Source organism: Croceibacterium sp. TMG7-5b_MA50 (assembly GCF_039830145.1).
GTDB lineage: Bacteria > Pseudomonadota > Alphaproteobacteria > Sphingomonadales > Sphingomonadaceae > Croceibacterium.
The window spans coordinates 61,596-85,977 of sequence record NZ_CP156083.1; the positions used below are offsets into that span (position 1 = coordinate 61,596).

At 68.1% G+C, this 24,382-nt stretch carries 16 protein-coding genes; 6 read left to right on the top strand and 10 right to left on the bottom strand.

Translation table 11 applies throughout. The features are described from left to right. The first annotated feature begins 30 nt into the window (after window positions 1–30). From V5740_RS14080 to V5740_RS14090, 3 genes are all read left to right on the top strand, one after another. On the top strand, window positions 31–1,287 hold the full coding sequence (locus tag V5740_RS14080) for an ROK family transcriptional regulator (RefSeq protein ID WP_347304648.1): 1,257 nt from the start codon (window positions 31–33) through the stop codon (window positions 1,285–1,287). Between the two features lie 79 nt (window positions 1,288–1,366). Beyond that, window positions 1,367–2,320: an ROK family protein gene (locus V5740_RS14085; protein ID WP_347304649.1), complete on the top strand. Its 954-nt coding sequence runs from the start codon at window positions 1,367–1,369 to the stop codon at window positions 2,318–2,320. A 26-nt stretch (window positions 2,321–2,346) separates the two neighbouring features. After that, window positions 2,347–4,326 carry a glycoside hydrolase family 97 protein gene (locus tag V5740_RS14090; protein ID WP_347304650.1) on the top strand — a complete coding sequence of 660 codons (1,980 nt, stop codon included), beginning with the start codon at window positions 2,347–2,349 and terminating at the stop codon, window positions 4,324–4,326. On the opposite strand, the gene V5740_RS14095 is transcribed toward V5740_RS14090, so the two are convergent. From V5740_RS14095 to V5740_RS14110, 4 genes are all read right to left on the bottom strand, one after another. Continuing rightward, entirely contained in the window at window positions 4,323–5,666 is a 1,344-nt protein-coding gene (locus tag V5740_RS14095; RefSeq protein ID WP_347304651.1) for a cellulase family glycosylhydrolase, read from the bottom strand. The genes V5740_RS14090 and V5740_RS14095 overlap by 4 nt on opposite strands. 16 nt (window positions 5,667–5,682) lie before the next feature. Beyond that, complete coding sequence (locus V5740_RS14100; protein WP_347304652.1) at window positions 5,683–7,305, bottom strand: DUF5597 domain-containing protein; 1,623 nt, start codon at window positions 7,303–7,305, stop codon at window positions 5,683–5,685. Between the two features lie 38 nt (window positions 7,306–7,343). After that, window positions 7,344–8,504 carry a glycoside hydrolase family 88 protein gene (locus tag V5740_RS14105; protein ID WP_347304653.1) on the bottom strand — a complete coding sequence of 387 codons (1,161 nt, stop codon included), beginning with the start codon at window positions 8,502–8,504 and terminating at the stop codon, window positions 7,344–7,346. A 69-nt stretch (window positions 8,505–8,573) separates the two neighbouring features. Further along, window positions 8,574–11,486, bottom strand: coding sequence for a TonB-dependent receptor (locus V5740_RS14110; RefSeq protein ID WP_347304654.1), 2,913 nt, complete (start codon window positions 11,484–11,486; stop codon window positions 8,574–8,576). A gap of 237 nt (window positions 11,487–11,723) precedes the next feature. Between V5740_RS14110 and V5740_RS14115 the strand changes: the two genes are divergently transcribed. Continuing rightward, a complete protein-coding gene (locus V5740_RS14115) occupies window positions 11,724–13,037 on the top strand; it encodes a DUF2264 domain-containing protein (RefSeq protein ID WP_347304673.1) in 1,314 nt (437 codons plus the stop codon). Window positions 13,038–13,055: 18 nt separating this feature from the next. Here V5740_RS14115 and V5740_RS14120 read toward each other — a convergent pair whose 3' ends face one another. From V5740_RS14120 to V5740_RS14145, 6 genes are read right to left on the bottom strand one after another with little or no spacing between them, the layout of a single operon-like run. Continuing rightward, window positions 13,056–13,853 (bottom strand): kinase, encoded by a 798-nt coding sequence (locus tag V5740_RS14120; protein ID WP_347304655.1) that lies wholly within the window; start codon window positions 13,851–13,853, stop codon window positions 13,056–13,058. Beyond that, window positions 13,854–14,624, bottom strand: coding sequence for an enoyl-CoA hydratase/isomerase family protein (locus V5740_RS14125; protein WP_347304656.1), 771 nt, complete (start codon window positions 14,622–14,624; stop codon window positions 13,854–13,856). Beyond that, window positions 14,621–15,811, bottom strand: a complete 1,191-nt coding sequence (locus V5740_RS14130; RefSeq protein ID WP_347304657.1) for a CoA transferase — start codon at window positions 15,809–15,811, stop codon at window positions 14,621–14,623. Before V5740_RS14130 ends, V5740_RS14125 begins: the two co-directional genes overlap by 4 nt. Before the next feature lie 14 nt (window positions 15,812–15,825). After that, on the bottom strand, window positions 15,826–16,566 hold the full coding sequence (locus V5740_RS14135) for an SDR family oxidoreductase (RefSeq protein WP_347304658.1): 741 nt from the start codon (window positions 16,564–16,566) through the stop codon (window positions 15,826–15,828). After that, complete coding sequence (locus V5740_RS14140; protein ID WP_347304659.1) at window positions 16,563–17,744, bottom strand: aldose 1-epimerase family protein; 1,182 nt, start codon at window positions 17,742–17,744, stop codon at window positions 16,563–16,565. Before V5740_RS14140 ends, V5740_RS14135 begins: the two co-directional genes overlap by 4 nt. Before the next feature lie 56 nt (window positions 17,745–17,800). Next, a complete protein-coding gene (locus V5740_RS14145) occupies window positions 17,801–20,854 on the bottom strand; it encodes a family 78 glycoside hydrolase catalytic domain (protein WP_347304660.1) in 3,054 nt (1,017 codons plus the stop codon). A gap of 158 nt (window positions 20,855–21,012) precedes the next feature. Here V5740_RS14145 and V5740_RS14150 point away from each other — a divergent pair, with 158 nt between their 5' ends. Then, window positions 21,013–21,573 (top strand): hypothetical protein, encoded by a 561-nt coding sequence (locus V5740_RS14150; protein WP_347304661.1) that lies wholly within the window; start codon window positions 21,013–21,015, stop codon window positions 21,571–21,573. A 113-nt stretch (window positions 21,574–21,686) separates the two neighbouring features. Then, window positions 21,687–24,332, top strand: a complete 2,646-nt coding sequence (locus V5740_RS14155) for a TonB-dependent receptor (protein ID WP_347304662.1) — start codon at window positions 21,687–21,689, stop codon at window positions 24,330–24,332. Window positions 24,333–24,382 lie beyond the last annotated feature (50 nt).

The window sequence follows — 24,382 nt, forward strand, 5'->3', positions numbered from 1 at the left end:
CCAGCCCTCGCAAGCAACTGAGCCACGGGCATGGACGCACGCACCACCGGCCCCACGCCCGACCGGCCCCCGGCAGAGGAACTGCGCGACATGCCCGCAGGCAGCGCGCGACTGGCACGCGGCCTGTCGGGCACGAATCTGGTGCGGGCGGGCGATTACAACCAGCGCACCGTGCTGCAGGCGATCCGGCTGAAGGGGGAGACCACGCGCGTCGCGCTGGCGGCGGAGACCGGCCTGACCCCGCCGACCATCGCCAACATCACCAATCGCCTGATCGATGCCGGGCTGGTGCGGTCGATCGGCCGGTTGCAGGGCGGGCGCGGCCAGCCGCCGCTGCGCCTGCAGGTCGATCCGGACGGCGCGCTGGGCATCGGCCTCAACATCGACCGCGATCACCTGACACTGGTCCTGCTGGACCTGGCGGGCGAGGTGCGCGAGCGGCGCACCCGCGACATCGCCTTCCCCATGCCGGCCGACGTGAAGGCGTTCGTTCACGAACACATGGCAGAGCTGCGAGCGGCTGGAGCGTTCAACCCCGACACGGTGTTGGGCGTCGGCGTCGCCATCCCCGACGATCTGGGCCGCATCGCCCTGCCGGGCCAGCCGGCGGGTTATGCCGCGTGGAGCGATATCGACCTGCCCGCCTTGCTGGCGGAGGAACTGCCCTGGAACATCCACATCGACAATGATGCGGCGGCAGCCGCGCTGGGCGAGGCGCAGAGCGGCACCGCGTTCGAGATGCCGACCTTCTTCTACCTGCTGATCGCTGCCGGTCTGGGTGGCGGTCCGGTCGTCGACCGCACGTACCACCGCGGGGCCCATGCCCGCAGCGGGGAGCTGGGCCTGATGCCCGATGCCACCGGCGGGCAGCCCGGCGCTCTGGTGCAGGATACGGTGTCCATGTCCGCGCTGGCGCAACGCTTGGCGGAGGCGGGCTTCCCCGCGCTGCCGCGGGCGCAGATGGTCGATGGCGAACCGGCGGTGGCGCAGGTGGTCGATCGCTGGATCGCCGACGCGGCACGTTCCCTGATGGCGCCGCTGGTGGCGGTGCAATGCCTGCTTGACCCCGACGCCATCTTGCTGGGCGGGCGGCTGCCCATGCCGCTGATGCAGCGACTGGCGGCGGCGCTGGAAAGCGCCCTGGCCGATGTGCCGCTGCCCGCGCGTGCGGCGATCCTGCCCGCTACCATGGCGGAGGATGCGCCCGCGATCGGCGCTGCCATGCTGCCGTTCCTGGATTATCTGCTGCCGTCCGATGCCAACCTGATGCAAGTTGGTAGAACATAATAAAACAAGACATTTACTTTAGTTGGTGTTGAGCTACGGTGCCGCCAGCGTTGCAAAAGACGCGCTGGGGAGGAGAGACGTGCACCAGCCTTTATCTCATGCCGGGCCGTTGGCGCTGGGCATCGACTTCGGCGGTACGAAGATCGAGGCTAATGTGCTCGATGCCGCTGGCGGCGTGCTGTGGCGTCGGCGCGATCTCAATCCGGGCAGCTACGACGCGGCGCTAGCCGTTATCGGCCAGCTGGTGATGGCGGCGGAGCAGGCGGTGGGTGCGCGCTGCACGATCGGCATCGGTGCGCCGGGGTCTCCTTCGCCGCAAACTGGGCTGATGCGCAACGCGAACTCCGTGTACCTAAACGGCCGGGCCTTCGCCGCCGATCTGGAACGGGCGCTGGGCCGGCCGGTCCGGCTGGCGAACGATGCCAATTGCCTCGCCGTTTCGGAAGCGGCCGATGGTGCGGCGGCGGACGCGGCGTCTGTCTTCGCGGTTATCATAGGGACGGGTCTCGGCGGTGGGCTGGTGGTCGGCGGCGCGGGCGTCTTGGGGGCGCACGGCATCGCCGGGGAGATCGGCCACCTGCCACTGCCCTGGCAGACCGGCGCGGAACTGGATGCGCCCGCCTGCTGGTGCGGCCTGACCGGCTGTTGCGAGACCTGGGTATCGGGCACCGGCTTCGCCCGTGCCTTCCACGCGGCGAACGGCTACGCCCTGTCCGCGCCGGAGATCGTCGCCGGTGCGCGCGACGGCGATCCCGCTGCCATGATTGCGCTCGACGCCTATATCAACCGGCTGGGGCGGGTGCTGGCGCTGATCGTCAACCTGCTGGATCCGGCGGTGATCGTGCTGGGGGGCGGCATGTCCAAGGTGGACGAACTCTACCCCGCGCTTCCCGCGATCGTGCATCGATACGCCTTTTCCGATCTGTGGGACGGCAGCATCGTGCCCGCGCGCTGGGGCGATGCATCGGGCGTACGCGGCGCGGCGCGGTTATGGGCAGGGGCGGCCATGGCGGGTTCGGGCGTCGGGTCATGATCGCGGCGGGATCAGGGGAGGTGCGGATGCGTGCGGGAAGTCTGTTGGCCGGCGCGGCCTTGGGCTGTCTCCTCGCGCTGCCGGCGCTGGCGCAAAGCCCGGCGCAACCGCTGGAATTGCAATCGCCCGATGGCCGCAACGTGGTGCGCGTGGCGACCGATGCGCAAAGCCGCCCGACTTACACGGTGCTGCGCGACGGGCAGGTGATCCTGGCCCCGTCCGCCATCGTGCTGGAGTTGACCGATGATCGCATCGGCCCCGGCATGGCCATCGCTGGTGCCGACCGGCGCGACGGGGCCGAGACCTACCCCATCGTGGCCGGCAAGGCGGCTGAAGGGGGCGCGCCCTATCGCGAACTGACCGTGCATTTCCGCGAGAGCGGCGCCGAGCCGCGCAGCATGGACGTGGTGCTGCGCGCCTATGACGATGGGGTGGCGTTCCGCACCGTGCTGCCGGTGCAGCCGCGCACGGCGGCGACGCTGGTGCGCGACGAGCTGACCGAGTTCCGCTTTGCGCAGGCGTACGAATGCTGGGGCTTCAACACCGGGAGCTTCGGCCGCAGTCATGAGGGCGAGTTCGATCCGATCGATACCACCCGCACGCACGAACACAATCTGTTCGACGTGCCGTTCCTGTGCCGCACGGACCGCGCCGCTTTCGCCTTGGCGGAGGCGGATCTCACCGATTTTGCCGGCATGTACCTGACCGGGCGCGGCGATGGCGGGCTGGGCCTCAGGGCCAAGCTGTCACCATCCCTGGACGATCCACGTGTGGCCGTGCGTACGCGCGTCGGCAGCCCGGTCGCGACGCCGTGGCGGGTGGTGATGCTGGGCGATCATGCGGGCGAGTTGCTGGATTCTACGCTGCTGACCGATCTCGCCGAACCGTCGCGGCTCGCCGACACCGGCTGGATCAAACCCGGCCTGTCCGCATGGGACTGGTGGAACGGTCCCAGCCTCGCCGCGGTGCCGCAGGCCGGTATCAACACCGCGACGGCCAAGGCGTTTATCGACTTTGCCGCCGCCAATGGCCTTCCATACATGATGGTGGACGAAGGGTGGTATGCCGGTGCCGGCGGGGCAGGCGTCGTGCGCCCCGGCGCGGACGTGACCCGCACGGCGCCCGGCTTCGACCTGGCCGAAGTAGTGCGTTACGGGCGGGACCGCGGCGTCGGCATCTGGCTGTGGACCAACTGGCGCGCGCTGGACGCGCAGATGGAGGAGGCGCTCACCGTCTACGAACAGGCGGGCGTCGCCGGCATCAAGGTCGATTTCATGGACCGGGACGACCAGTGGATGGTGAACTGGTACACGAAGCTGCTGTCCGCCGCCGCGCGGCATCGCCTGATGGTCAACCTGCACGGTGCCTTCGCCCCGCGCGGGCTGACGCGCACCTTCCCCAACTTCATGACGCAGGAAGGCGTGCTGGGCGCCGAATACAACAAGTGGACCGGGCGGATCACGGCGGAACACAATGTCATGCTCGCCTATACGCGCGGCATGCTGGGGCCGATGGACTACACCCCCGGCGGGTTCCGCAACACGGCGCCCGCCGACTTCACGGTGCAGAGCACGCTGCCCAACGTCCAGACAACGCGCGCGCACGGGCTGGCGATGTATGCGGTCTATCTCTCCCCAGTGGGCATGGTGTCGGACAGCCCCGACACCTACGCCGCCAGCCCCGCCGGGCTGGATTTCATCCGGCAGGTGCCGGCGAGCTGGGACGAGACGCGGTTCCTGGCGGGAGAGGTCGGCGAATGGATCGCGGTTGCCCGGCGCAAGGGTACTGACTGGTATGTGGGGGTGATGAACGGCCTGGAGGGCCGCACTGTGGAATTGCCGCTGGCGAAGCTCGGCCCCGCCTTCACAGTCGAACACTGGCTGGACGGCAGCGCGCCTGACGCGGTTGAGACAGGCAGCCGGCAGGTGCACACGCGCCGCCCGCTGCGCGTGAAGCTGGCGCCGTCCGGCGGGGCCGCGATGATCCTGCGGCCGGCGGCCGATTAGGCCGGCACCCGCCCGATCGCGGCGGCATGGTCGGCGATCAGGCGGATCGTGCTGTCGCCGGTGAAGATGCCGTACCAGCCCTGCGGTTCGTGCGGGGGGTCGCCCATATATTGCCGGTCTCCGTCGCGGAAGCGGTAGTCGGCATGCGCCGCGCGCGCCTCCCCATTCCAGGCCCAGAAGTTCGTCCCCACGATCGGCCCACTCTCGTCCATGCTACGCAGCGTGGCGGCATGTATCTGGCGGTAGAAGCGATCCTTGTAGGTGGTGGGCGCCGCCGGATCGTTGCTGCCGCCATCGCGGGGGTAGCCGAATTCCTCGATCACCATGGGCTTGCCCAACTGGCGGGCCAGCGCCTCGTGTCGGGCGATGTAGTCGGCCACCTGCGCCTGCCCACCGTCATAGGTGCCGGGCAGGTCCCGCTGATCCACCCAGCCCCAGTTGTTGGGCCAAATATGCACGGTCAGGTAGTCGATCGCATCCGGCCGGTGCGCTGCGAGCGCGATGTCCGGCTGCTCCAGCGAACCCTTCAGCCCCTCGCTGCCGGTGGACACCAGGTGATTGGGGTCGAGCGACTTGATGAAGCGGGCCGTTCCCTCCACCCAGCCGGTGAATTGCGGCAGGTCGGCATGCGCCATGTCGCCCGCCGGGCGCGGCTCGTTGGCGAGCTGCCAGCTCATGATCGTGGGATCGTCGGCATAGCGCATGCCCGTCACGCCGTTGGTGCGGGTCACAATTGTGCGGATCCAGTCGCGATACAGCGCCTGCGCCGCCTCGCTGGCGTAGAACTGCGCATTCATGTTGGCAAAGGCCGGCCAGGGATGCGCCGGATCGTTCATGTCGATGTAACGGCCGCCATTCACGTAAGTGAGGTAGGTCATCATGCCGCCCGACCATTCCCAAAAATTGGTCAGTGCCAGCACCGCCCGCATGCCCCGCGCGGCCATCTCCGCCAGGGCGAAATCGAGACCGCCCAGCAGCGCCGCGTTGTAATCTTCGCCCGCATCGCGGAAGCCCGGCTTGATCGAGTTGCGCAAGGGGCCTTCCTCGCCCGAGGCCATGATGCGCAGATTGGTGACGCCCATCGCCCGCAGCGTGTCCAGCTCGCGCCGCAGCCGTGCACGGTCGCCATAGGGCGCATCGGCGCCGAGCCAGGCGGCGTACCAGACATTCGCCCCGACGAAGCGGTACGGCTCCGTCCCCGCCATCAGGCGCATGCCGTCGCGGCGGATGAACGCGGCGGGACGATGGCCGCCGGTGGCTGGATGGGGGCCGGCGGCGGTGCAGCCGGCCAGAACGGCGCTGCCCGCTAAGAAAGCGCGGCGATCGATGCTGTGCGTCACGGTTCCGCTCCTCCCCTCAGCGCTTGGGATAGGTGGCGATCTTCACCCGCAGCAATTGCGCCGCGGTGCTGAAATTCAGCCCCCAATCGACTTGATCGCCGTTCACCACCCGCTCGAACACCCAATTGCCGGCATCGTCATAATGGCCCTGCTCGACCCGTTCGAAGATCAGGTTCGCTTCTTCAGGGTTGGCCATGGCGAAGTCGATTCGGGTGTTGAAGTCGGTCACCAGGAACTCGTCCGGCCCGATCTGCCCGATCGCCGCCCCGCCGGACGGATACTCGTTGCCGGTTGGCGGAGCATTGCCGAAATCTCCCCGCCCGAAGGAGGCGGTCACCTGATAGCGGCCGATCTGCTTCGCCTGCGCGTGGTTGGCAGCGGGGTCGGTCGGCTCCACGAAGCCCCAGGTCTTCCCTTCGAAGGCGAGCCGCGCCCACAACCGCGCGATCGGGCGGAACAGCGCGTAATTGGCCGCGAACGGGGCCAGCGCCTCCGCATCCATCAGCGGGGTCACCGGGCGGCTGGTGCGGAAGCGGCTGTGATCGAGGCCGAACGGCGCCCAGCCGATCGCCCCGTCGCCCACCGCCGCGAAGAAGAACCGCGCATAATCGCGCGTGCGGCCCGTCTCGGGGATCATCAGCGGATTGTCCGCCCGGTTATAGGCGTCCAGGAACCCCTGATAGAGCGCCGGATCAGTGGTGTAGATGTCGGGCGCCAGCAGGTCGATGTTGGGGCCCGCCGCCTTCCACACGTCGATCACCGTGTTCGCCGGACCGCCGCTGGCATAGGTGTTGGGGTCCTGCCACTTGAACGGGCTGCCGGGAAGCGCCGCGTTCACATACATGGGAATGGGCTTTACCGCCTTCCCCGCGGCGGCGATCCGGTCGATGTAACTGGCGACGTGCCATGAATGAAAGAACAGCTCCGCATCGCGGCCGAACAGGTCGGACCAGGTGCCCGGCTGCTTGCCCAGGCGCTGCACCAGCGCATCGGGCACAGGGCCTGCAAACAGGCGGTTCGCCTCCGCCGAATGGTCGCGTGCCAGATTGTACGATCCCGCCTCGTTCTGGATCTGCACCATCAGCACGGTATTTTGCGGGTCCACCTGCCGCAGATGGTCGATGAAGGCAGTGAACGCGCGCGCATCCGCCTCCAACGTGCGTTCGCCATGGGGCGACAACGCGTAATGCAGCGTGCCGTCGGGCGCCAACATGCGCGGGAAACGGCCATTGTCCAGCTTCACCCAGGCGGGCGAATATTGCGGGTTGGTGTTCTTCCAGGTGGCGAACCACAGCAGCACCAGCCGCACGTTGCGTTCGCGCGCCTGCGCTAGCAGCAGGTCGAGATAGCTGAAGTCGAACTCCCCCTCGCGCGGCTCGATCTGCTCCCAGGCGATCGGCACCTCCAGCGTGTTGACGCCCAGCGTGTCCATGACCGGCCATACCTTGGGCATCATGGCGGGCCAGGCGCTGGAATTGTTCATCTGCGCGCCCAGCATCAGGAACGGCTCGCCATCGACCAGCAGCGCATGCCGGCCATCCTGCGTCACGATGCGCGGCACCTCCGTCTCTTGCGCGGCGGTGACCGACGCCGCGCAGGCCAGCAGCAGCGTGGCCAGGAAGGAAAGGCCGAGGCGCATGATGTTACTCCATTGATCGGGTCGGCGGCGATGCTCGCTCACCGGGGGGCACTGTCAAGTCGGGCGATCTCGGTCGCGGCCAGCAGGAAGGCGCCGACTCCGTAATATTGCGTGTCCGATGCGGCCACTTCCTCGGGCCGGTCGCTCACCTGCTGGACCCAGCCGAGCCGCCCGTCCGGCTGGATCGAGTCCACCAGAGCCGCCCAGCCGCGTCGCGCAACAGGCTCGTACTCGGCGCGCGGCAGGATGCCTTGGCGCACACCCCACGCTATGCCATAGGTGAAGAAGCCGGTGCCGCTGGATTCACGCGGCGACCCTTCGGGCGCGAGCAGGGACGGTGCCCAGGTCCCGTCGGCCTTTTGCAGGCTGCGCAACCTGTCCGCCATCTGGCGGAACAGCGTCACCATCCGCTCCCGCTCCGCGCTGCCTTCGGGCAAATAGGGGATGATCCGGGCCATGCCGGCGAACACCCAGCCATTGCCGCGCGCCCAGAACAGCTTGCGCTGCTGTTCGTCGCGCCGGTCGAAGAAGCGGCTGTCACGGAAATACAGCCGCTCCGCCGGATCGTAGAGGAAGTCGGTGATGGCCCAGAACTCGCGCAGGGCGAAGTCGCGGTATTTGGGGTCGCCGGTCTGCCGGCTCAGTTCCAGCATGGCCGGCGGCGCCATGAACAGCGCGTCGCACCAGCACCAGCGGGTCAGGCACTCGGCCGCGTCGTACCCTTCCGGCGGGACGTGGAACGCCAGCGTGGTGACGGCCGGCCGATCGACCACCCGGTCGAACGTCGCCTGCGTCGCCGTGCGTGCGGCCGGGCCCATGCCGTTCGCCGCCGCCCACAGATAGCTTTGCGTGATCACGTGGTCATCCGCGAAGTAGGGGCGTTCGCCCGGGCGCCAGTCGTTGCCGCGGCCCATGGCGATGATCGCGTCACGAATGGCCGGCGGGGCGCCCGCATCGGCCAGCGCGGTCATGCCGACCCAGAACACCGCCTGCTCCCACGCGCGCGGATTGCGGGTCGCATGGGTGGCGCGGCTGATGAGGTCCGCGTCCTGCATGCGGGCGAGTTGCCATTCGGCCAGCCGGGTGGCGAGGGCGATGGGCTCCGCCTCCCCGGCGGGTATCGCGGATCCTTGCGCGCTGGCGGTGGCGGGGCTGGCGATCATCGCGGCGGCGAGCAGCGCCAGCATTCGGACAAACATGCACCTTGCTCCTGAGACTACCCGAAAAAATGGCGCGCCGGGCAGGGACCCGGCGCGCCAGTTGAGGGATCAGATCCTTCCCCGAATACCGAACGCGATGGTGGTACCGTTGAAGAAGGAATTGTCGCGCCGCGACAGGCCGTTGCCGTCGGGCTGATCCGGGTTCTCGTAATAGGTGTAGGTGTTGACGTTGGTGATGTTCAGCGCATCCAGCCGCAGCTCGATATAATCGTTGATGCGGTAGCTGACGGTACCGTCCAGATAGCCCTGCGGGGCGAAGTACACGATCTGGTCGTTGCCCAGATTGTTGAACGACGTGCCCGTCTTCGCCCGGTAATTGTACGACCCGCGCAGTGAGAACGGACCCTTTTCGTAGAAGCCGGTGATGCTGTACGAATATTCGGGCACGAAGGAGATCGACCGCGTGGTGCCAGACGATGCGACGAAGTCACCGCCTTCCTGATCGATATAGGTGAAGCTGCTGGTCACGCCCAATCCGTCGAACGGATCGGGCAGGAAGGTGAAGTTCTGCTGGTAGGCAAGTTCCAGCCCGCGCAGGTTCAGGTCGCCCTGGTTGATCGTCACCGTGCGGCGGATCTGGAAATCGTCGGGGATGTTGCCGTCCGGGAAGCCCAGCGAGGTTGCGTTGAACGCACTGGGCGACAGGCCGAGCGAGCCAAAGGGCACGAAGTCCTGGAAAGCGAAGGGGCGGTTGCGGATGTCCTTCTGGAACACGCCGGCGCTCAGCAGCCCGCCGGGGGCGAAGTACCATTCCGCCACCAGGTCGTACTGGTCGGCGATCTGCGGCAGTAGGTCGGGATTGCCGACCGTCACGTCCGCGTTGAACACGTTGGGCACCACCGTGCTGCCGGCGATGGTGGACAGGGCATTGCGGGTGATCGTGCGCCCACCCGATGCGCGCAGCGTCAGTTCGGGCGTGACGTCGAAGGCCAGGCTCGCCGACGGCAGCCAGTTGTCGTACCCGCCGCGCCGTTCCGCCGGTTCAAACCGGCCGGCGCCCGCGCTGACGTAATTGTTGATGATGGTGCGCGTGTCGGAATAGCGGAGGCCCACATTGCCGCGCAACTCGCTGCCGAACAGCGGCACCTTGAAATTGCCTTCCAGGAAGCCGGTGGCGACCGCCTCCTCCGCCTCGAACGCGCCGTTCAGCAGGAAGGGCGCTTCCTCGTTCGCGCCGTTCGCATCCAGCGTGTTCAGCACGAAATCGCGGGAGAACGTGGCGAATTGCGACGGGAAGCCGTCATTGCCGCCATTGCGCAGCGCGCCAAACTGCACGAACGGATCCATGTAGGAGAAGACGTCGATCGTGCGGAATGTGCCGCCGCCTGGCAGGGTGCGGGTCGCGGCCAGGCCGCTGCTGTCGCGCCGTGCGACCTCCTTCGTGGTGGAGACGTAGCTGCCGCCGAACTTGACCGCGAACATCCGCTCCCCATCGTCGAACACAGTCCAGTCCAGCACCGCGCGGGCGTTGCGCTGCTTGTCGTCCTCGAACGAGTCGCCGAAGCCGAGCGAAGGGTCCGTCCAGTTGCGCGGATTGGTGAAGTCGACCGGGGAGGAAATCGTGGGGTAGCTGACATCGGCCGACGGATCGAAGGTGGTGTCGACGCTGTAGATGTTGCTGACGATGCGGTTCTGCGAAAGGTGCGCCTCGCTCTTGCTGAGATTGCCCTGCGCCGAAAGCGTCAGGTTATCGCTGATCTGGTATTGCGCGCGCAGGATGCCGTACAGGAATTCGGTCTCCCCATCGCGGTAGAAGCTTTCGGTCAGCAGCGATGTATTGCCGAACGTGCCGTACAGATTGTTGTATTCGTCAAGCTGCACGTTCAGCGGGATCAGGCCGGAATTGGTGCCGCGCCCCGGCGGGCTTGTGGTGCCGCGCACCGTGCGGCTGTTACGCACCGGCACGCCGAACGTATATTCGTCCGAACTGTCGGTCAGCCGCGAATAGATGCCGTCCAGGCTCACATCCAGCCGGTCCGTCTTGTACTGGAGGGAGCCGACCAGGCCGAGCCGTTCACGCTCGTTGTTGGAGGCGAATACCCGATAGAAGCGGGGCAGGTAGCCATTGGCGACTTGATCGCGCGACAGGCTGCCGAAATTGGCCCGCGGATTGTCGAGGTCGAGCTGGAATTCGAATGGGCCGACCAGCGGGCGGGGCCGTCCGGCGGGCGTGTTGTACCCGCCCGATCCGATGACGGAGGAATTGTACCCGCCAGTGGACTGGAAGCCCGACCGTTCGTTCACCGTGCGCGAATAGGCGATGCCGAACAGGGCGCCGAAATCGCCCATGGTGTCGCTGACCAGCAGCGATCCGCGCGGGCCCCATTCCTTCGACTGCGTGTTGTAATTGGCCTGAGCGGTGTAGCGGATCACGCGGCCATTGCTGTCGAACGGACGCGGGGTCTGCAGGTCGACATTGCCGCCGATGCCCCCTTCCTCCAGATTGGCGAGCGGGGTCTTGTAGACGTCCACCCGGCCGAACAGCTCCGACGGGAAGACGTCGTAATTGAAGTCCCGCGCGGACGAGCCGACATTGAGCGAGGAGGTCGTGCGGACCGGCGCCATGTTGATGGTGGTCACCGTGAAGTCCGACCCGAGGCCCCGAATGCTGATCCGCTGTCCTTCGTTGGAGGCGCCGTCGCGCCCCAGGATCACGCCGGGGATACGCTGCAGCGAATCCGCGATGTTCGCCTCCGGGAACTTGCCGATGTCTTCCGCGACGATCGAATCGCGCACGCCGATCGCCTCCCGCTTCAGCTCCAGCCCTTCGGCAAGGCTGCGGCGGAACCCGGTGACGACGATCTCCTCGCCGGCGCCTTCGTCCTGCGCATCGGAGAGCACAGCGGTCGGGGCGGTGGGGCTGTCCGGCTGCGGCGCGCCTTGGGCGAGGGCCGGCACTGCCAGCAAATGGACGGCGAGTGCGCCGAGGGATGCTGCGCCAACCAGAACGCGTCGTGCCATTGTACCTCTCCTGACCTTTCCGCTTGCCGCGGTTTAAATCAGTTATCATATCAATTTAATTTAGTGTCAATTGCCTTCGGTGGGGCTGCCCAGTCATACTGAGTGAAGGCAGGTCCGAGAGTATTGTGATGGTTTGACAAGGCTTTAGGCGCAGGGTCTGATAGTATCGATCAAGTTACCCTGCCGCCTGTCGGATAAGCCGTATAACATAGCAGGCGAGAGGAGATGTGGATGAGCATGTGGGTTGATGGGGCGCCGAACGGCGAAATCGGGCGTCGCGGGCTGCTGGTGGGCGCGGTGAGCGGGGCAGGGGCGCTTGCCGCAACGGCCGCCATGGCGCAGTCAGCAAACGCTGCCGGCCCGGCGAGTGCCAAGTCGCTAGGCGATGGCACTGCCGACCGTACCTATTCGGTGGACCTGCTGCGCCGCATGGCGGAGCCGGTGCTCGGCCCCATGGCGCGTGGGCGGTTGCAGCGCGAATGGACCCCGGAACTCAGCCCCACCTGGGACGGCCGCGACCCGCACGTTGCCTATATGGAGGCGTTCGCCCGCCTGATGGACGGGGTGGCGCCATGGCTCGCCTTGCCGGACGATCCTTCGCCAGAGGGGCAGTTGCGCGCCCGCCTGCGCGACCAGGCGCTGGCCAGCTTCACCCACTCGGTCGATCCCGCCAGCCCCGATTACCTGCTGTGGCGCAGCCACGGGCAGGCCTTGGTGGACTCTGCCTATTTCACCAGCGCGCTGCTGCGCGCGCCCGACGCACTGTGGAAACCGCTCAGCCGCACGACCCAACGGCGCATCGTGGAGGAGATCAAAGGGCTGCGCCGCGTATCCCCGCCGTACCAGAACTGGATCCTGTTCGCCGCCATGAACGAGGCGTTCCTGTTCTCCATCGGGGAGGAATGGGATCCGATGCGCGTGGACCTCGCCATCAAGAAGTTCCTCGAATGGTATGCCGGCGACGGCTGGTACGGCGATGGGCCGCGGTTCCACTTCGATTATTACAACAGCTACGTCATCCAGCCCATGCTGGTGCAGATCCTGCAGACGCTAGCCGCGGGGGAGCCGGCGTTCAACAACCTCAAGCCCGCCGCCGAGCTGGAGCTCGCGATCAGGCGCGCGCAGCGTTATGCCGAGCATGTGGAGCGGATGATCGGGCCGGATGGGGCCTATGCCGCGGTGGGCCGATCCCTCACCTACCGCACGGCGGTGCATCAGCCGCTGGGCTTCCTCGCCTGGCACGGCCTGCTGCCTGACACCCTGCCGCCCGGGCAGGTCCGTGCGGCGACCATGGCGGCGCAGCGCCGCGTCTTCGCCGATCCGAGCAACTTCAACGATGCGGGTTACCTGACGATCGGCTTCGCTCGCCACCAGCCGACGCTGGGCGACATCTATTCCAATGCCGGCAGCATGTATATCGCGTCCGAAAGCCTGATCGCGCTCGGCCTGCCCGCCAGCGATCCATACTGGACCGCCCCGCCGCTGCCCTGGACCATGCTGCGCGCCTATTCGGGGGAGGATTTCCGCAAGGATTACTACGTCGAATACTGAAATGGCGGCGTCGCCCGGTCAGGCCAGCACCCGCCGGTCCGGGTCCAGCCGCAGCGTCAGGTCGGCGCGGCCCGGCATCTCCGCCAGGATGTGGCGGGTCAGGCGTTCGTAATGCTGGACGAAACGAGCGATGGCGGCCGCGTCCATCAGTGCGGAGGCGTCGCCGCCGGTTGCCGCCACCCGCCGGCGCAGCGTCTCCTCCTGCTCGGTCCGCCAGCCCGTCACCACGTCGAAGCCGGGCGCGGCCAGCAGCACCAGCCGGTCGATCCGCGCGAACAGGGCGGCGTAGTCGGTGGCGAGCGCGGTGTTGACGGCGCGGCGCCAGATGGCGGCGGGGTCCTCCTCCCGCTCCAGCACGTTGACGGGTTCCAGCAGCGCGACCTCGTCCTGGGGCACGGCGCCGACGCACCAGCCTTCGAAGATCAGCAGGTCGATATCGGCGACGGTCGCGGTGTCCGCCGCCGGTTCGTCATGCGCCTTGTCGAAGCGGGGCAGGGCGGTGGGTTGGCGGGTTCGGATCGCGTCGATCACCGCCGCCCCGCGCGCCACGTCATGCGTCAGCGGGACGCCGCGGGTGCGCAGCAGCGGGTGGATCCGCGCCGCGAGATCCGCCCGGACCGCGCCGGGCAGATAGAGGTCGTCCAGCGACAGGATCGCGGTGGCGACGCCGCGCGCCTGCATCCGGTCGGCGAGGCGGGCCGCCAGGGTCGACTTGCCCGATCCCTGCGATCCGCACAAGCCCAGCACCAGCGGCGTGCCCTGTTCCTCCAACCAGCGGCATACCGCCGCATCCACGCGGAGCAGGGCGCCGGTCATTCAGCGGCGGCGGAACACCGGGGCGCGCTTTTCCGCAAAGGCGGCGCGGCCTTCGGCTGCATCTTCCGTGGCGAAGCAGATCGCCTGCAATTCCCGCTCATATTCCACGGCCTTGTCCCATGGCATGGTGAATGCCGCGCGCAGGTTCAGTTTCCCGATCTCCGCCGCGATCGGCGCGCGCGACGCAACGGTGCGGGCAAGCTCCTGCGCGCGTGGCAGCAATGCGGCGGGGTCATGCACCTCGCTGACGAGACCCCAGGCGAGCGCCTGACCGGCGTCGATCATGTCGCCGGTCAACAGCATGGTCGCCGCGTTGGACGATCCGATGGCGTAGGACAGCCCGGCCGCCATGCCGCCGCCGCCGATCCAGCCCAGCTTGATCTCCGGCGCGGCGAAGCGGGCATTGCTGCTGCAGATGCGGATATCGCAGGCGAGCGCCGTCTCCAGCCCGCCACCCAGCGCGTAGCCGTTGATCGCCGCCACCACCGGCTTGCGGCAGGCGCGCAGCGCGTCGCAATAATCGGCCCGGTTGCGGAAGTCCCAGGCGGTCGCATAGGCATCGAGCGTCGTGATATCCGACCCGGCGCTAAACGCCTTCTCTCCCGCCCCGGTCACGATCACGCAGCGCACCACGTCGGACGTGTTGCATTCCGCCACCGCGGCGACCAGCGCGTCCGCCATGGCGGGGGTCATGGCGTTGAGTTTAGCCGGACGGTTGATGGTGATCGTCGCCACATGATCGGCGATGGTGAAGGCGAGGTCGTCGGTCATGCGTGCTGCCTTACAACACCGGCATCGATCAGCCGGTCGATGGCATCATCGTCCAGCCCCAATTCGGCCAGCACGTCGCGGCTGTGTTCGCCCACCAGCGGCGCGCCACGCGTGACGGCGGACGGCGTCTTTGAGAAGCGGATGGGAAAGCCCGGTGTCTTCACGCGGCCCTCCGTCGGGTGGTCGTATTCCACAAAGGTGCCGTTGTGGCGGATCTGCGGGTCATCCACCAGATCGGCATAGCCATAGACCGGCCCCGCCCAGATGTCGGCCGCGCGGAACGCCGCCAGCCATTCGGCGCTGCTGCGCGTGGTCAGCCGCTCCCTGATCCGGGCGAAGATCGCGTCGCGCTGGGTCCAGCCGTCGCGCTCCTCGTTCAGGCTGGCGAAGAACGGATCGTCCAGCACCTCGCCCAATTTCGCCAGCTTCGCCATGGCAAGCGTGATGTAGCCGTCGCTGGTGGCGAACACGCCGTAGGGTGCACGGATGTAGCTGTGGGCATGCGCCTCGGCGGAGCGGGTCTGCGGCTTGTTGCCGACCGTGAAGACCGACAGCTCCTGCATCTGCAGGGTGGTGATCGCGTCCAGCATGTTGACCTGCACCAACTGGCCCTCTCCGGTCCGTTCCCGGTGGAACAGGGCGGCGAGCGCGCCCTCAAACGCGGAATAGGCGGTGACGGCGTCCACCAGGTACTGCCCCGCCGGCGCGGGCGGCTGGCCATCGGCGCCCGCCGACAGCATCGCGCCGGACATGCCCTGCAGCAGCAGGTCCTGCCCGGGATAGAGGCGATACGGCCCATCCTCGCCATAGCCGGACATCGAGACGTAGATCAGCCGGGGGTTGATCGCCGACAGCGTGGCGTAGTCGAGGCCCAGCCGTTCCGCCACGCCGGGGCGATAGTTCTGCAGGAACACGTCGGCGGTCCTGACCATCTCCAGCAGCAGCGCCTTGCCATCGGGCGCCTTCAGGTCGACCGCCAGCGAACGCTTGTTGCGATTGAGCGAGAGGAAAGAGACGTTGATCTCCTTACCCGTCGCGCCCCCGGCGGCGGCGTGGCGCTGCCATTCGCCGGTGGTCGGCTCCACCTTGATGACGTCGGCCCCCATGTCGCCCAGCCGCATCGCCGCCAGCGGCCCGGCCATGGCGATGGAGCAGTCGAGCACGCGGATGCCGGATAGGATGGTCATGTCGTCACTGTTCCTCAGGCCATGACCCAGCCACCGTTGACGTGCAGCGTCTGGCCGGTGATGAATCCCGCCTCGTCCCCCGCCAGGAAGGCGATGGCGGCGGCGATGTCGGCGGCGGTACCGCGCCGCTTCACCGCCTGGGCGTCCAGCACCATGCGGTTGTACCCCTCGGGATCGGGATGGATCTTCTCGGCATCGGTCGGGAAGGCGCCGGGCGCGATGGCATTGACGGTGATGCCGTCCGGCCCGAACTCGCGCGCCCAGGCGCGGGTCAGGCCGACCAGCGCCGCCTTCGACGCGACGTAGGGCGACAGGCTGGCCCACCCGCCGGAGATGGTGATCGAGGAGACGTTGATTATCCGCCCCCATCCCTGCGCGCGCATGGCGGGCAGCGCGGCCTGCACCGCGACGATGCCGGCATCGACATTCACCCGCTGAACGCGCTGGTGATCCTCCACCGTGAACTCGTCGAACGGCTTCGCGGGATAGATCGCGGCATTGTTGATGACGACGTCGACCCCGCCGGTCTCCGCCACTAACCGTTCCAGTTCGGTGCGCCAGCCGGCGAGATCCGACAGATCGGCGGTAGAAACGATCAGCCGGCCGTGCCCCTCCGCCGCGGCCTGCAACTGCGCGACCTTGGCCGGGTCGTTGTCCACCGCGACCACGACCGCGCCGCGTTGCAGCAGCAGGACACTGGTCTCCAGCCCCAGCCCGCCCGCCGCGCCGGTGTAGAGGACGCTACGGCCCTTCATGCGGCGCGCCCCGTGATGGCCGGAAAATTGCCGGTGGGCTGCGGGTACTCGTCCTGCGGCTGGCGCTGCACCGCCTCAATCGCCGCCACGGCCTCGCCGACGGCCACGCTGGTCGGCAGAACGCGCAGCACGGTGTCGTATCGTCGCTCCTCACCATGCTCCAGCCAGATCAGCTCGCCCCGTTCGCGCGCGAAATCCTTGCCGAGGACGTGGTTGGTCGATGGCTCGATCCCCATGGCGTAATGGCCGGCGTGGAAGTTCTGCCACTGGTACATGGCGGGGAACTGGTCCTTCAGCGTCTCCACCGCGAAGCCGAAGCCGAGTGCCTCGTTCACCAGCGCCACGGTGACGCGCCCTTGCGCGTCAGGCGCCATGTCATGCTGCCACACCTGTTCGTGGAAGTTGCGGATCGGCGCGGGCACCGTGCGATAGCCCACGCCTTGCGCCCGGTACTCCGCCTCGTGCGCGGCCCACAGCACCTGCCGGATCGGGGCGACGTAGCGAGCCCCTTCCGCCAGCACCGGATGGCCGACATTGATGTGGTAGCAATACATATGCGGCGTGCGGTAGAAGCCGTGATTGACCACCCGGTCGATCAGCCGGATGGCATCGCCGCCGACATCCGCCTCGATCCGGCGGTGGAGGTGCAGGTCCTCCCCGAAGACGGTCGATTGCTGCACCACGCCTTCGGCCCACAGCACGCATTCGTCGCCGTGCCATTCCTCGCCATAGCCGGTCAGCCGCGCCGGGATCGTGCCGATGCGGCCATGGAGGGAGGAGGAGATGGCCTTGCGCGGGCCATAATGGTAATGGCCGGCGGGATCGTCATGCATGAACAATGTGTGGTCGAGGCCGCAGGTGATGTTGAGCCCGGACATGGAGCGGAACCAGCCCAGCCCGCCCTCGCCCTCGTAATCGTGCAGGGAGGGATGGCGGAAGCCGGACGGCGAGTGCCAGCCCACCGCGCGGCCGGCATGTTCGCATTCGGCGATGTCCATCGCCCGGTCGACCAGCACGGTGAAGCGCATGCCGCTGCCGGTGCGGAACTCCAGCAGCCGGTTGCCGCGCTCCACCCCGTCGCCCAGCGTCGACAAGCGCACGCCCGCGAATTGCGACAGGCTGCCGGTGCGTTCCGCCAAAGCACGCCGGGTCATCGCTTGCCCGTAGAGCGTAACCACCAGCATCTCTCCCATGTCATAAGACGTATTATGACTAGCGGGTGAGAAGCAGCGCGTCAATCGGCGAGGGTGAAGCGGTACTCCCCGGATGGCACGGTGAAGCGGGCGGATGGCATGACTTGGCCGTCGTGCATCCAGCGGCCACGATCCGGCAGCTCCACCTCCGCCACGCTGTTCGGTGGCACGCTGAGCGACAGGGCGGTGAGGCCGTCGGCATCTCCCTCCGTCGCGGTGGCGATGGGGCCGAGCACGCTGTCATACCGCGCCCGCACCGGGCCGATCTCGGGCAGATACAGCGGACGCACCGCGATGCGGCGGAAGCCCGGCGCGGCGGGCGCGATGCCCGCCAGCCGTCGCCAGAAGAAGCCGACGACCGCGCCGAAGGCGTAATGGTTGTAGCTGTTCATGGCGAGATCGCCGGTGTCGCCGTTCCACCGCTCCCACATGGTCGTCGCCCCCTGCGCCACCATGTAGCCCCAGCTGGGGTAGCCGGTCTGGAGCAGCAGGCCGGTGACCTCCTCCAGCATTCCGGCATCGGCCAGCACGTCGAGGATGTAGGGCGTGCCCAGGAACCCGGTCGACAGCTTCATGCCCCGCGCGCGAATGTCGGCGGCCAGCACCCCGGCGGCGGCGGCGCGCTGTCCGGCGGGGACGAGATCCATGTAGAGCGCCAGGATCTGGCTGGTCTGGCTGCCATTCCCCGCGGTGCCGTCCGCCGCCAGGTACTCGGCCGCGAAGGCCCCGCCGATGGCGGCGCGCAGCTCGCGATATCGCGCGGCGGCGGCATCGCGCCCGGTCGCCGCCGCCATCTCCGCCATCAGGGCGGCGCACCAGGCCCAATAGGCGGTGGCGCAAAGGCCGCGCGGGGTGGTCTCGTCATCGGGCTTCACCGCATCGACGGACAACCAGTCGCCGAGGTCCAGCCCACGTTCGTTGCGCCAGACATGATCGGGGTTGTGGTGGACGACATGGGCCATCCATGCCTCCATCGCGTCCCAGTTCTCGTGGATCGCGGCGGTATCGCCATAGCGTTGCCACAGCAGCCAGGGCAGGATCACGCCCGCCTCGCTCCACCCCGCGGTGGTGACGTCCGGGTAGGATCGCGGCTGCGGCACCACGATGGGATAACCGCCGTCGGACCGCTGCGCCGCGCGCGCCTCCACCAGGAAGCGGCGCAGGAACGGCCCGACCTCCATGGTGAAGGCGGCCGCATCGGCGAAGACCTGGATGTCGCCCATCCATCCCATCCGCTCGTCACGCTGCGGGCAGTCGGTCGGCACGGCGAAGAAGTTCGACTTCTGGCTCCACAACGCATTGCGGGTGATCGCCTGCAACAGCGGCGCCTTGGGGAAGGTGATCTCGCCCGTCACCCGGCAATCATTGTGGACGACGATGCCGACCACATCCTCGATGCCGGGCGTGCCGGGGAAGCCCTCCACCTCGACATAGCGGAAGCCGTGATAGGTGAAGCGCGGCTCGAGCCGTTCCTCCCCGGTGCCCGCCAGCGTGAACCGGTCGGTGGCGCGGGCGAGGCGCAGATTGGCGAGGTCGGCGGTGCCGTCCGCGTGCAGCAATTCGGCGAAGCGGGCGGTGATCGTGGTGCCCACCGCGCCGTTGGCGGTGATGCGGACCCAGCCGGAGAAGTTCTGCCCGAAGTCGAACACGAACCGGCCCGGCGCGGGTTCCGTTACCGAGCGCGCGCGCAACTCTTCCACCGGGCGCAGCGGTGGGGAGGTCAGCGGCAGCAGGGCGATGCCGGGATCGGCGCCGATTGTGGCGGGGCGCCAGTCGGCCGGCTGGCGGCGGGCATCGACCACCTCGCCGTCATAGATCTCCGACCTGAGGATCGGCGACCGCGCGATCTGCCAGCCGGGGCCGGTGGCGACCCATTCGTGCGAGCCGTCGGCATAATCGAGCCGCAATTGCGCCCGGAACCGGCGCGGGGCGGGGCCGAAGCCGTACCGTTCGATCCGCCAGCCGAACGCGCCGGCATACCAGCCATCGCCCACCAGCACGTCGATGGAATTGCGACCCTCCACGATCAGCGATGTGACGTCGTACGTCTGGAAGAATACGTGCCGCTCCGCGACGCTGATCTCTGGCGAGAGCACCGCGTCCGACACGCGGGTGCCGTTGATCGACGCGTCATAGACGCCGAGCGCGGTGGCGTAGAGGCGCGCCGCCATGACCGGCCCACGCGCATCGAACTGGGCGGCGAGTTGCATGACCGGTTCCGCCGGACGGGGATCGTTGCTTGTGTTGGCACCGCTCGGCACGGCAGTTTCCCAGGCGGAGGCATCGAAGCCGGGCGCCTGCCAACCCGCCGGTGGGTCCGCGCGGACCCGCCAGCGCGGGCCGCTGGCGACCAGTTCTACGCTGCCGTCGCGCCGGTGCAGCCGGACCAGCGCGGCGAAGGCCCCGCCATCCACCGGGAAGAAACCGGTGACGTCCGCCTCCACCAGTGCGCAGATGCTACGCGGCCGTGCGCCGGGCGGCACGACGACCGGGCTGAGCGTGCCCCAATAGGGTAGTGGAGTGGTATAATCCCACGGCTGGTCCAGCGCGACAGGCTCCCCGTCCAGCCAGACCTGCCGCAGATGGTCCTTGCCCGACACCAGCACCTCCACCCGCACGATATCCTCGCCGGGTTCAAGGTCGAGGCGGAAGGCGTGGGGCCGGGGGTCGAGCGCGGTGTCGCTCCAGATCCAGGTGACGTCCGCGGCGCGTTCGGCTGCGGCGACGTCGTCCTCCGCCTCCAGCCAGGCGCCGCGCCAGTCGGCGGTGGAGAGCAGGCCGGCCTCAAACCAGGCGGGAGCGGAGCGGGCGGTCTGCCCGCGATCGTCAGCGATCTCCACCGACCACCAGACCCGCTGGCCGCTGGCAAGCGGCGGGCCGCCATAGGGAATGTCGAAGCAGACATCTGACGAGACGATGCCGCTGTCCCACAGCAGCGGACCGGAAAGCCCCGCATCGGCGGCGGCGCGGATGCGATAGCTGCGCTGGGCGGCGCCATGCTCCATCCGCCAGGATAGGCGGGGATGGCGCACATCGGTGCCGAGGAGGTCGGTGGTCTGCTCCGCACGCAGGTCGGTTACGGCAAGGTCGTTCATGGATTCATCACATGACAGACAAGCTGGGGGCGAACAACCTTGCCGCCAGTGGCACTTTACCCCGCGCGCGCCCGGTAAAGTGCCATCCGTGGTCAAAGTGCGACCAATCCGGAAAGGGGATTCACAGCGAGTCCGCCGTGTGCTTCATCTGTTCCGGCATGATCCAGCCCGACCTCTTCGCTGCTCCCGTCCCGGCGCCGGCCCCCGTGGCCGAAGTGTCGGCGGGTCGCTGCGTGCTGGACCTGCCGGCGATCCTGGAACGGCTGTCCGCCGCGTGCCAGCGGCCGCGCTACTGCTTCATGGTGCTGAACCTGATCGCGGAGGCGGGCGGGGCGGCAGGCGCGGCGGGGCCTTACGTGCGCAGCGATGGCGGCGATGTGCCGGTGCGCGACTGGCTGTGCGATGCGCTGGTCCCGGTCGCCCGGCGCGATCCGCGCCGCCGCGCCATCGCCGACCGCGTGCGGCGTGACCTGGCGCTGGCCGGGGCGCTGCCGACCGATGCGGCGGAGGCGACGCGAGTGGTGGAGGCGGAGGTGCGCGAACGGGTGCGCCAGTCGGGCCGCACCAATGTCAGCCGCGCGGTCAGCGAACTGGTCCGCGCCGGGCTGCTGACCCGGCATTACCAGGGCTGGCGCGTCGATCACGCGAACCGCGGGGCGCAGCGGCAGGCGGTCTACACCCTGCCGGGCCCCGTGCGTGAGGCGTTGCGCGCGCGGTAACCGGTCGCATCCAGGCGATTGCCACCCGACAATCGTCCATCTATCCGGTACTTATACGATACGTCACCCCGCACCGGCAGGGGTGTCGATCAGGGAGCGATGGAGAGGTGCCAATGATCGTCACGCAGGGTCTCCCCGCGCGCGGGCTGGGAATGATGCTGTGCGGGGCCGGCGCCATGGCGCTGCTGCCGGGGGCAGTGCTGGCGCAGGACAGCGCCGGGAATGCCGCCTATGCCGGAGAGGACGCGGACGCGATCATCGTCACCGCCACCAAGCGCGAACAGACCCTGCAGGAGATCCCGGTCGCGGTCACCGTCACCACGGCCGAGACGATCGAGCGCGAGCAGATCCGCGACCTGCGCGACCTGCAGACGGTGGTGCCGTCATTGCGGGTGACGCAGCTGCAAAGCAGCGCCAACACCAATTTCATCATCCGCGGCTTCGGCAACGGGGCCAACAATCCGGGCATCGAGCCATCGGTCGGCGTGTTCGTGGACGGGGTATACCGCTCTCGCGCCTCCGCCCAGATCGGCGACCTGCCTGACGTGTCGCGGATCGAGGTGCTGCGCGGCCCGCAATCGACGCTGTTCGGGAAGAACGCCAGCGCGGGCGTCATCTCCATCGTGACGCGATCGCCCAGCTTCACGCCCACCGGATCGGCCGAGCTGTCATACGGCAATTACGACGCGCTGGTCGCGCGCGCCTATGTCAGCGCGCCGCTGGATGAGCGGGTGGCGGTGAGCCTGGCGGGCGGGATCAACCGGCGTGACGGCTACAACCGGGACGAGGGATCGGGCACCCGCACCAACGAGCGGGACCGCTGGTTCCTGCGCGGGCAGGGGCTGTTCGACAATGGCGCGGGCCTCAGCGTCCGGCTGATCGTCGATTACGACCGCATCGACGAGAATTGCTGCGGCGTGGTCAATTTGCTGAGCTCCCCCGCCACCGCCGCGATCCGCGCGCTGGGCGGGCAGGTCAGCGATCCAGACGACCGGTTCGGCAATGTCGTCTACAACAACTTCCCGTCGACCAACGTGATCGACAATGGCGGCGTGTCGGCCCAGATCGACTGGGACACAGGACCGGTCGCGCTGACCTCCATCACCGCATTCCGCGATACGCAGGCGGAATATGGGCAGGACGTTGACTTCACCTCCGCCGACCTGCTGCGCCGCTTCTACGACCAGCGGATCGACACCTTCACGCAGGAGCTGCGCGCCACCGGCACGTTCGGCCCGGTCACGGCGCTGCTGGGCCTGTATTATTTCGACGAGCGGGTGCGCGAACGGCAGGATGTCGTCACCGGGGATGCCTTCCGCACCTTTGCCGACCTCAGCATCGGCGGCACCGGCACCGGCGCGGCGGTGACCCGGCTGGAGGGGACGCTGGGCACGCTGTACGGCAATCCGGCGCAATATCTCGGCCGGTTCTTCGTGCCCGGTGTCAGCGAGACCGGCACCTTCACGCTGGAGAACCGGGCATTGTCGCTGTTCGGGCAGTTCGATGCCGAGCTGGCGGACGGGCTGACGCTGACGGTGGGCGGCAATTACACGATGGACGACAAGTGGGCGACCACCGCCTACCGATCGTCCGACGTGTTTTCCGGCATCGACCTGGTGGACGCGGGTCGCCGCGCGATCACCGCGCAAGGCATCGCCACCACCGTCGGCAATCTGCTGCGGCTGGGCCGCCCGGCCACCCAAGCGGAGATCGGCGGCTTCGCGCAGGCCAATCCCGCCGGCTTCGCGCAGGTGCAGGCGGGCGCGGCGGCGTTCGCCGCGGCCAATGCCGGCAACGCGCAGGTGAACCCGCTGCTGGGCGCGCGGGCGCTGCAGCTGTTCCCGCCCTTCGTCAACATCCCCAACGCGGTGGAAAGCGGGGAAACGGACGACAACGATTTCGCCTACACCCTGCGGCTGGCGTACGACGTGACGGCGGCGCTGAACCTGTATGCAAGCTACGCCACGGGCTTCAAGGCCAGCTCCTTCAACCTGTCGCGCGACAGTCGGCCGTTCGCGGCCGATGCCGCCGCGCTCGCGGGTGCCGGACTGGTGGTGAACAACCTCACTTACGGCAGCCGCTTCGCCGGGCCGGAGGAGGCGAGCGTGATCGAGCTGGGGGCCAAGGCCGACTGGGGCCGCTACACCGCGAACCTGACCGGGTTCCGCCAAGATATCGACGGGTTCCAGTCCAACATCTTCACCGGTACCGGCTTCTTCCTGGCCAATGCCGGCAAGCAGCGGACTTGGGGCGTGGAGCTGGAGACGGCGGCCAACCCGGTCGACCCGCTGACGATCACGCTGGGCGTCACCTGGCTGGACGCGGAATACCAGGAATTCCCGCTCGCCTCCGTCGGCGACCTGTCGGGCCGCAGCGTGGCCGGGGTGCCGGAATGGACTGTGGTGCTGAGCGGGCAATGGGCCCAGCCGCTGCTGAACGGGGACGAGCTGGTGCTGCGGTCCACCTTCCACCACGAATCCGAAACCAACATCGTGGAAGGGCTGCCCGGGTTCATCAGCCGGGGGCAGGACGCCGCGATCGCCGCCGCCGACCAGTTCACGCGCGAGGTGAACGAGCTGTCCGCCTCGGTCTCGTACCTGATGGAGGGGCCGGGCGTCGAGCTGTCGCTGTGGGCGCGCAACCTGCTGGACAACCGATACCTGCTGTCACTGTTCGATTCCGTGGCGCAGCCCTTCGCCATATCGGGCTACACCAACCAGCCGCGCACTTATGGCGTGGCGGCGCGATACAGATTTTAATAATGATCAAGGCGACCTGACTTCGATTCCGTCTTTCAACCTGCAACAGG

Excerpts from the sequence above, each read along its gene's own strand:
- V5740_RS14080 (WP_347304648.1), top strand. The coding sequence starts at position 31 with ATGGACGCACGCACCACCGGCCCCACGCCCGACCGGCCCCCGGCAGAG.
- V5740_RS14090 (WP_347304650.1), top strand. The coding sequence starts at position 2,347 with ATGCGTGCGGGAAGTCTGTTGGCCGGCGCGGCCTTGGGCTGTCTCCTC.
- V5740_RS14100 (WP_347304652.1), bottom strand. The coding sequence starts at position 7,305 with ATGCGCCTCGGCCTTTCCTTCCTGGCCACGCTGCTGCTGGCCTGCGCG.
- V5740_RS14105 (WP_347304653.1), bottom strand. The coding sequence starts at position 8,504 with ATGTTTGTCCGAATGCTGGCGCTGCTCGCCGCCGCGATGATCGCCAGC.
- V5740_RS14110 (WP_347304654.1), bottom strand. The coding sequence starts at position 11,486 with ATGGCACGACGCGTTCTGGTTGGCGCAGCATCCCTCGGCGCACTCGCC.
- V5740_RS14115 (WP_347304673.1), top strand. The coding sequence starts at position 11,724 with ATGTGGGTTGATGGGGCGCCGAACGGCGAAATCGGGCGTCGCGGGCTG.
- V5740_RS14120 (WP_347304655.1), bottom strand. The coding sequence starts at position 13,853 with ATGACCGGCGCCCTGCTCCGCGTGGATGCGGCGGTATGCCGCTGGTTG.
- V5740_RS14125 (WP_347304656.1), bottom strand. The coding sequence starts at position 14,624 with ATGACCGACGACCTCGCCTTCACCATCGCCGATCATGTGGCGACGATC.
- V5740_RS14130 (WP_347304657.1), bottom strand. The coding sequence starts at position 15,811 with ATGACCATCCTATCCGGCATCCGCGTGCTCGACTGCTCCATCGCCATG.
- V5740_RS14135 (WP_347304658.1), bottom strand. The coding sequence starts at position 16,566 with ATGAAGGGCCGTAGCGTCCTCTACACCGGCGCGGCGGGCGGGCTGGGG.
- V5740_RS14145 (WP_347304660.1), bottom strand. The coding sequence starts at position 20,854 with ATGAACGACCTTGCCGTAACCGACCTGCGTGCGGAGCAGACCACCGAC.
- V5740_RS14150 (WP_347304661.1), top strand. The coding sequence starts at position 21,013 with ATGATCCAGCCCGACCTCTTCGCTGCTCCCGTCCCGGCGCCGGCCCCC.
- V5740_RS14155 (WP_347304662.1), top strand. The coding sequence starts at position 21,687 with ATGATCGTCACGCAGGGTCTCCCCGCGCGCGGGCTGGGAATGATGCTG.